The organism is Niastella populi (genome assembly GCF_002078015.1).
Taxonomy (GTDB): domain Bacteria; phylum Bacteroidota; class Bacteroidia; order Chitinophagales; family Chitinophagaceae; genus Niastella; species Niastella populi.
On sequence record NZ_LWBP01000218.1, the window covers coordinates 41,325 to 48,029 of the forward strand.

At 46.2% G+C, this 6,705-nt stretch carries 5 protein-coding genes; 1 reads left to right on the plus strand and 4 read right to left on the minus strand.

Translation table 11 applies throughout. From position 1 onward, the window contains the following. Window positions 1–264: 264 nt before the first annotated feature. Window positions 265–1,305 carry a DUF6528 family protein gene (locus A4R26_RS28515; RefSeq protein WP_081169944.1) on the plus strand — a complete coding sequence of 347 codons (1,041 nt, stop codon included), beginning with the start codon at window positions 265–267 and terminating at the stop codon, window positions 1,303–1,305. A 163-nt stretch (window positions 1,306–1,468) separates the two neighbouring features. Here A4R26_RS28515 and A4R26_RS28520 read toward each other — a convergent pair whose 3' ends face one another. The 4 genes from A4R26_RS28520 to A4R26_RS28535 form a co-directional block, all read right to left on the minus strand. Continuing rightward, a complete protein-coding gene (locus A4R26_RS28520; RefSeq protein WP_165760446.1) occupies window positions 1,469–2,629 on the minus strand; it encodes a tail fiber domain-containing protein in 1,161 nt (386 codons plus the stop codon). A gap of 112 nt (window positions 2,630–2,741) precedes the next feature. Further along, window positions 2,742–3,737, minus strand: coding sequence for a T9SS type A sorting domain-containing protein (locus tag A4R26_RS28525; RefSeq protein ID WP_165760447.1), 996 nt, complete (start codon window positions 3,735–3,737; stop codon window positions 2,742–2,744). Between the two features lie 285 nt (window positions 3,738–4,022). After that, window positions 4,023–5,450 (minus strand): glycoside hydrolase family 125 protein, encoded by a 1,428-nt coding sequence (locus tag A4R26_RS28530; RefSeq protein WP_081169947.1) that lies wholly within the window; start codon window positions 5,448–5,450, stop codon window positions 4,023–4,025. 91 nt (window positions 5,451–5,541) lie between these two features. Continuing rightward, window positions 5,542–6,624, minus strand: a complete 1,083-nt coding sequence (locus tag A4R26_RS28535; RefSeq protein WP_081169948.1) for a glycoside hydrolase family 76 protein — start codon at window positions 6,622–6,624, stop codon at window positions 5,542–5,544. Window positions 6,625–6,705 lie beyond the last annotated feature (81 nt).

Below are 6,705 nucleotides of genomic sequence, written 5' to 3' on the forward strand. Positions count from 1 at the left end.
TTGGCAACGTAGTTTAAATCGAAAAGTAAAGATTTAGCAGGGAACCTCAATGTGATAATCTGACAATTCGATAATTAGATAATGGAATACAGCTTCCAGAATGCGAGTTTATGCGTTATGTTGATTTTACTATTATTAGATAAATACCTATACGTATAACATGAATCTACAACAACATTGTTTTTGTGTAAATCTTTAATTCACATTTCGTTCCGGTTGGCACTATTTTAAGTTATAACCTTTTTATTTATTAAACGATTATCCATGAGAAGAATCTTTTCCTTTTCGCTGTTCATTTCCCTCTTAATTACATTGGGTTGTAGCCGGGAAATGTCGCAGCGGCCGCCTGCTAGCGATGATGCCGGTGAACTGCTCACCACAGAAGTAGTCGCCAGTGAAGAAGCGACCGCCAAAGAAATGATCATTTGCGATCAGAAAAATGCCCGCATTGTAATGGTCGATGTGGCCAATGGCAATAAGATCACCTGGGAGTGGAAACCTACCGCCTCCTATGCCATGATCCGCTCCGGCGCGCAGGGCTGGTTCAGCAATCTTAGCGAAGCCAAACCTGTATACAGCGGCAAATACATTCTGGCCACCGCGTCCGGTGGCGGCGTTGCTATTATCAATGTGTCAACCAAAAAAGCCATTTGGTACGATTATGCCGGCGGCAATACGCATTCTGCCGAATTGTTGCCGAATGGCAATGTAGTAACTGCATCCACCACGGGCGGCTACTTACTGATCTTTACCGTTGATTCTTATATCAATGATGACAGCAAACAGGGTGGTAAGGTAATGTTCGAAGATGTGCACAACGTAGTGTGGGACCGCACCAATAAACTGTTGTGGGCCGCCGGAAAGGATAAGCTGAAAGCCTTCAGTTATAATAACAGTTGCGGCAGTCCGACCCTCACCTTGAAGAAAACCTATACCATGCCCCAGGGTAATGCGCACGATCTGTTTCCGGTGCACGGTAGTACTACCGATCTGTGGTTATCGAACAGCAATCATGTATATAGGGTCAATGTAAATACCGGTGTGTTTACGTTAATTAAGAATTCAGCGGGCGCCAATATCTCGAAAGTAAAATCTATCAGCAGCGGGCCGGCTGGTTATACTACCATCATCGACGCGGCCAACGGCAAGGGTGGTGAAACCTGGCGTACAGATGTGATCACTGACCTGAACGGAGCCACTGTATTCAAAAACACCAGCTTTGGCATGTATAAGGCCAGGTGGAAACTGGTAAATTCATTCAGTTATCCGGCGGGTGATTCGTTTCATGAATGCACGCATCCTTAATTTGCAAATGTGATAATTCGATAATGGAATACAATTAAAAAGACGAGCCCTTCGCTATTTTGCAAAGGGCTCATCTTTTATGATTTTCCTGATTCCCGATTTCCTAATTACCAACTCCTGATAAGCAAGTAACGTAACCGCTTTTATACCATCAGAGCGCCAGTTACTTTGTAACTGGCGCCTTTTTATTTTTAGGGTTGCCCTGATTGCTGATCATTTTCTCCAAAGCCTCGAAACGCTGGTTCATCATTTCCAGTTGTTTCTTCAGTTGCTCGTTTTCCTGCTGTAACAGCGTAGTTCTTTTTTCCAGGGCCTGTATGGCAACCATGTTCACGCCATCGATATCTACCGTGTTGATGGTAGTATCGTTGCCTACGCCATCGAGTTGAAAGGCGGCATAAAAATCCTGCGCCATGGGGCCAATATGCCGTTGATCGGCAGGCTGGCTTTTGTAATTCCAGGTGGTTACAGGAAGGGCTGCTACTTTGGTTAGCACTTCTTCTTTATTGAGCTCTTTAAAATTTTCCTTTTTGCGTTTATCGCTTAAGGAAGACCATGAGCCTCCGCCCGCGTACACTTCTACGCCACCAGAAAGATTCATAGAGGTAAAGAAGCGAAAACCATTTACAAACCGCATGGTCATCTGGTTACTCGCGGTGCTGTATACACTGTCGCTGGTGAATTGCGCACTGGCATCGCCGATAACACAGGCGCCCTGGTGAATGGTACGGGCATTCTTACCCATAGCCAAAGAATATCGTCCCCCGGCGCGGTTTTGTAAACCAATGGCAGTGGCAAAATCTCCGACTGCAATACTGGGCCCGATCACAGTGGAATAAAGACCGAGGGCAATGGAAGAAGCTCCCAGTGCCACAGACTCCTCTCCTCCGGCCTGTGAGTTGCTGCCAAGGGCAGTAGCACCTGTTCCGGTAGCAATACCGTTCATAGCAAAAGATCGCTCCCCAGACGCTGTAGCATTCATGCCTAATACGACTGACGAATTACCGCTGGCAGTATTACCATTGCCCATGGCAAATGAATTCTCACCGCTTGCCCGCGTATTGTATCCTGCAGCAAATGAGTATTTACCTACATTGGCCATATCCCAATAGGTGCTTCCAAAACTTCCTACATATCCTGCACGGAAAGCAGCTTTATCGGCATACCACATCATCCGGCGCCCTGCGCCATTGACCGGCGGTGCTGTTGGCGTGGCAGGCACGTCGTTTGGTGCAGAAAATAATACACTGCTGTCTACAACATGTAAACGGGCAAGCGGCGTATTGGTTCCAATACCCACCTGGCCATTTACCAAAGAAGCCATACATATTGCGGATAAAATAAGATATATTCTCATATTGTACTGTTTCATTGAGTTCAAAAAAAGATGTCTGGCACAAGTGCATTACTATGCCTGAATGAAGACTCCTGTTTGTTTATTGTATACTTACTTTCAACACGCGGTTAAACCCTTTACCGGAGGTGATCCTGAGAAAATATTCACCCTTCGGCGGCATGGTCCTTATTTGCAGCGGATAGTTGCTTTGGCCGGGTTGCAGCTGAATATCTTCGGAATAAACCAAAGCGCCCTGTGCTGTGAATAGCATCACATGCAGCGGTTCTTCGCCTGAAGGTCGCAAACGCAGGCTGATCGCCTGGGTAGCCGGGTTAGGATAGGCTGTAACCTCCATATTATTACCGGCGCCTGACCATACCGTTCTGATACCGAGGTCTTTTTTATCTCCGCTGAGGTCGTATTGCAACAGGCGGTAATAATTATAACCTGTAGCAGGATGGTTATCGTATGCCGTATACTGCCAGCCGGTAGCAACATTGGCGGCTTTTACAGAAGTAAGATGTGAGAAGTTCCGGCCATCCTCAGATCGTTCAACCTCGAAACGGTCTACATCCTGCTCAAGGGATGTTTGCCATTCAAGCCTAACTTTACCGGCCTCTTCCCTTGCATTGTAAAACCGTAAAACGATGGGCAATGTAACACTGCTGCTGGTGGCAGTGATCATCAGAATGGGGGGTGCGGCGAGTGTTTCGGTGATATAGTTGCCGTCTGTATCGACTGCACTGCCGGTGGTGGTTATCCATACTCCATCGGAAGCGCGCTTGTAAGCGAAAGCCAGTACCGGCTCTGTATTTCCATTCAGTTCGCTTTCTGCATAATGCAGCCCCACTGTTCCGGTAAAGGAAAACGGCTGACTGAAAGTATATACCCGCCGGATGCTATTGCCTCCTATGCCACCTACCGGTGTAGCTGTATGCGTTATACTCAGATTGGCTAATGTAACATCTGCTGAAGGTTGTAATACGAGGCTGTCGACAGAAATGGTTGTGGCGCCTTTAATAAACATGCCGGTTGGGCCAACGGTAAGCTGCGCGTACACTGCATTATTTCCACACAGCCACGAAATAACCAGCATAAGGCCTGGTAAAACAGGGTTGAAACGGTTTATCATTACAAGGGTAAACAGTCTTTCTTTTACGGATAAAGGATGCAGTTAAATCGATAACACTTATGAACATATCCATTAATGTTATACTATGTTATGCACTGAATTAATTGTATCAGGCACACGAAATTAATAGCCAGTCTCAATAAAGCAAAAAAAAACCTCCTGTTTTCATTAAAGAAACAGGAGGGAATGTTATAAATACAAATACAGTATTTTACATATAAAATAACTTGCCTATTTAATTTCACCCGGTTAACCTATCAACGCCGGTTTCTCCTTATACGTTTTCCAAAGGAACTCACCGAACAGCGTATTTGCCCATGCGAACCATTTACGGCTGAACTTTTTGGGATCGTCTTTATGAAATGCTTCGTGCATAAAACCCGTATCGGCATGTGTTTTTTGCAACAGTTGAATACAGCTTTTGATCTCTGCATCGCTGCTGCTGGTAAGCCCCCGCATGATGATGGCCATGGGCCAGATCATATCATAACCTACGTGCGGCCCGCCAATACCTTCACCGGCTGTTCCTTTAAAGAAGAACGGGTTCTCAGCCGACAATACCAGTTTGCGTGTGTTTTGATAAACCGGGTCAGTTGCTTTTACCGAACCGAGGTAAGGCATCGCGAGTAAACTGGGCACATTGGCATCATCCATCAGGTTATAACTGCCGAAACCGTTCACTTCGTACGCATATACTTTACCAAATGTCTTATGCGCAACAATGGCGTGTTGCTGCAATGCTTTCTCTACTTCACTGGCCAGTGCGGTTAGTTGTGCGGCGGTGGCTGTATCTTTTGCAATTGCTGTGAGCATTTCAGCGGCCTGACGCAAACTCACTACTGCAAAGAAGTTTGAAGGAATGAGGAATGAATACACCGTTGCATCATCGCTTGGGCGGAATGCAGAGCAGATCAGTCCAACCGGTTTTACAGGATATCCATAACCGTTCATTGGCAATGTATCGGTTGCAAATGGCGTGGTACGCTGGAATTTGTACGGGCCATGACCGTTCTTGCGTTGCTGTTCGCGGAAGGTGGTGTAGGTAGCTTTGATGGCCTGCTGCCATTGCGCATCGAAAGGCGACGTATCGCCGGTGAGTTTCCAGTAGCGGTAAGCAAGGCGGATGGGGTAACACAATGAGTCGATCTCCCATTTGCGCTCATGCACACCGGGTTTCATTTCTGTATGGTCTTTTTCCCATTCACTTTTTTTCTGCGGATCGTTAAAGAACGCATTGGCATAGGGATCTTTCAAAATGCAGGCCGTTTGTTTATTGATAACACCGGCAACCAGTTGTTGCAGGGGTTTATCCTGCGACATAAACGCCAGATAGGGCCATACCTGTGCACTGCTGTCGCGCAGCCACATGGCATCGATATCACCGGTGATCACATAAGTGTCGGGGCGGCCGTTCTGCGTTGTATGAAATACAGTGGTATCGAGTGTATTGGGAAAACAATTCTCAAACAACCAGGCCAGCTCGGGTTGCTTTACATTTGCCTGGAATTCTTTGATGGCTTTTTCAACCGCTTCACTGGTAAAATTTCTTTTATCTGCCGGGGTACGAACTACCGGGAACTGAAGCGTATTATTTGTTGCAGAAAAGCCACGCATGTTAGTAAGTAACAAGCCGGCTCCTGCCAGGGTGGTCTGCTGTATAAAGTTCCGCCTTTTCATTCTAGCAAGTTTAATTTGAATTGTAAAGCTACTTGTTTAGCTAATAATAAATACCGGGTGTATATTTTTTGAAAAACCCTTAACTCAAAATTCAAAGTTTTAACTGCGCCAGCGCTTCGAGTAACATAATTCCGCTGAGCTGAATAGAACAATCCATTTTATCCGTTGCCGGTGGTGTTACCCAGTTTGTGCCGATCAGATAAACCGGGCGCAGGATAGCTTTCGACACCACGCTTTCACCGTTTGTTTTAAGATAGCTGGTGTATAGCGATTTTATATCCGCTTTGAGCCTGCCATCGCGTAGCAGTTGGGTAAGATAGCGGATAAAAATGCCTTTGAACAGACCGCCGTCGCCGCTGTTCTCGCCTTTTAAGATCCCATTGGGCGAGAACCTGTTTCTGTCAGTGACCACGTAACTGGCGGTACGCACGGCATCTGATAAATATTGAGCGTCGCGGGTAATAGTGTAGAGTTCTATACCGCTGCCCACCCATGTTCCCTGATTATAGGTATAGGTTGCACTTTCTTTTTTATTGCCAACGCCATCCCATACCACACCTCGGGTGGAATCGATAAGATTGGCCTTTTGCCATTGATATATTTTTTTTGCCCAGTTGAGATCATCTTTATTTTTATTAAGCCGGTATAACCGTGCAGCAATAATGCAGGCCGGCCCGTTTGAACAGGCGTTCTTCGAATTCGGGTGATCTTTAGCCCACATCACGCCACCGCCGTGCACATCGGTCCAGCCGGTTTTTATCATCTCCCATAAGGTTTGGGCGAGGTCTTTATACTTTTTGTCTTTGGTGGCGTCATATGCACGAATACATGCCATGGCAAGCCACTCCATATCGTCGTAGTAGTTGTTCTCCCATTTGTCGCCATTCTTTTTATGCATTCCGGTGAGCAGTTCGTCCATGCGTTGTTTATACGCAGCATCTTTTGTACGGATATAACCATCTACCAGTACATCGAGAGCATGCGCATTCCACCAGTAGTCGAAGGCGGTATTCTTTTCATTATCGTGTGTGTAGTATTTCTCTTCTGCCGACCAGTATTGTGTGGTTAGCGCCAGTTGTGCGCTATCGGCAGCTTTCGACCAGTTGTATTGTGACCTGAGCGTTGTGCAGTTGCACAGCATAATGAGGAGCGTGAGTTTGAGGTAGCGATCCATGGGCAAGTATTTATGGATCGAAGATCGGTGTTTAGCAAAAACGGATGCCTGTTTATGGTTTGTGGTTTATGGTTTGTGGTT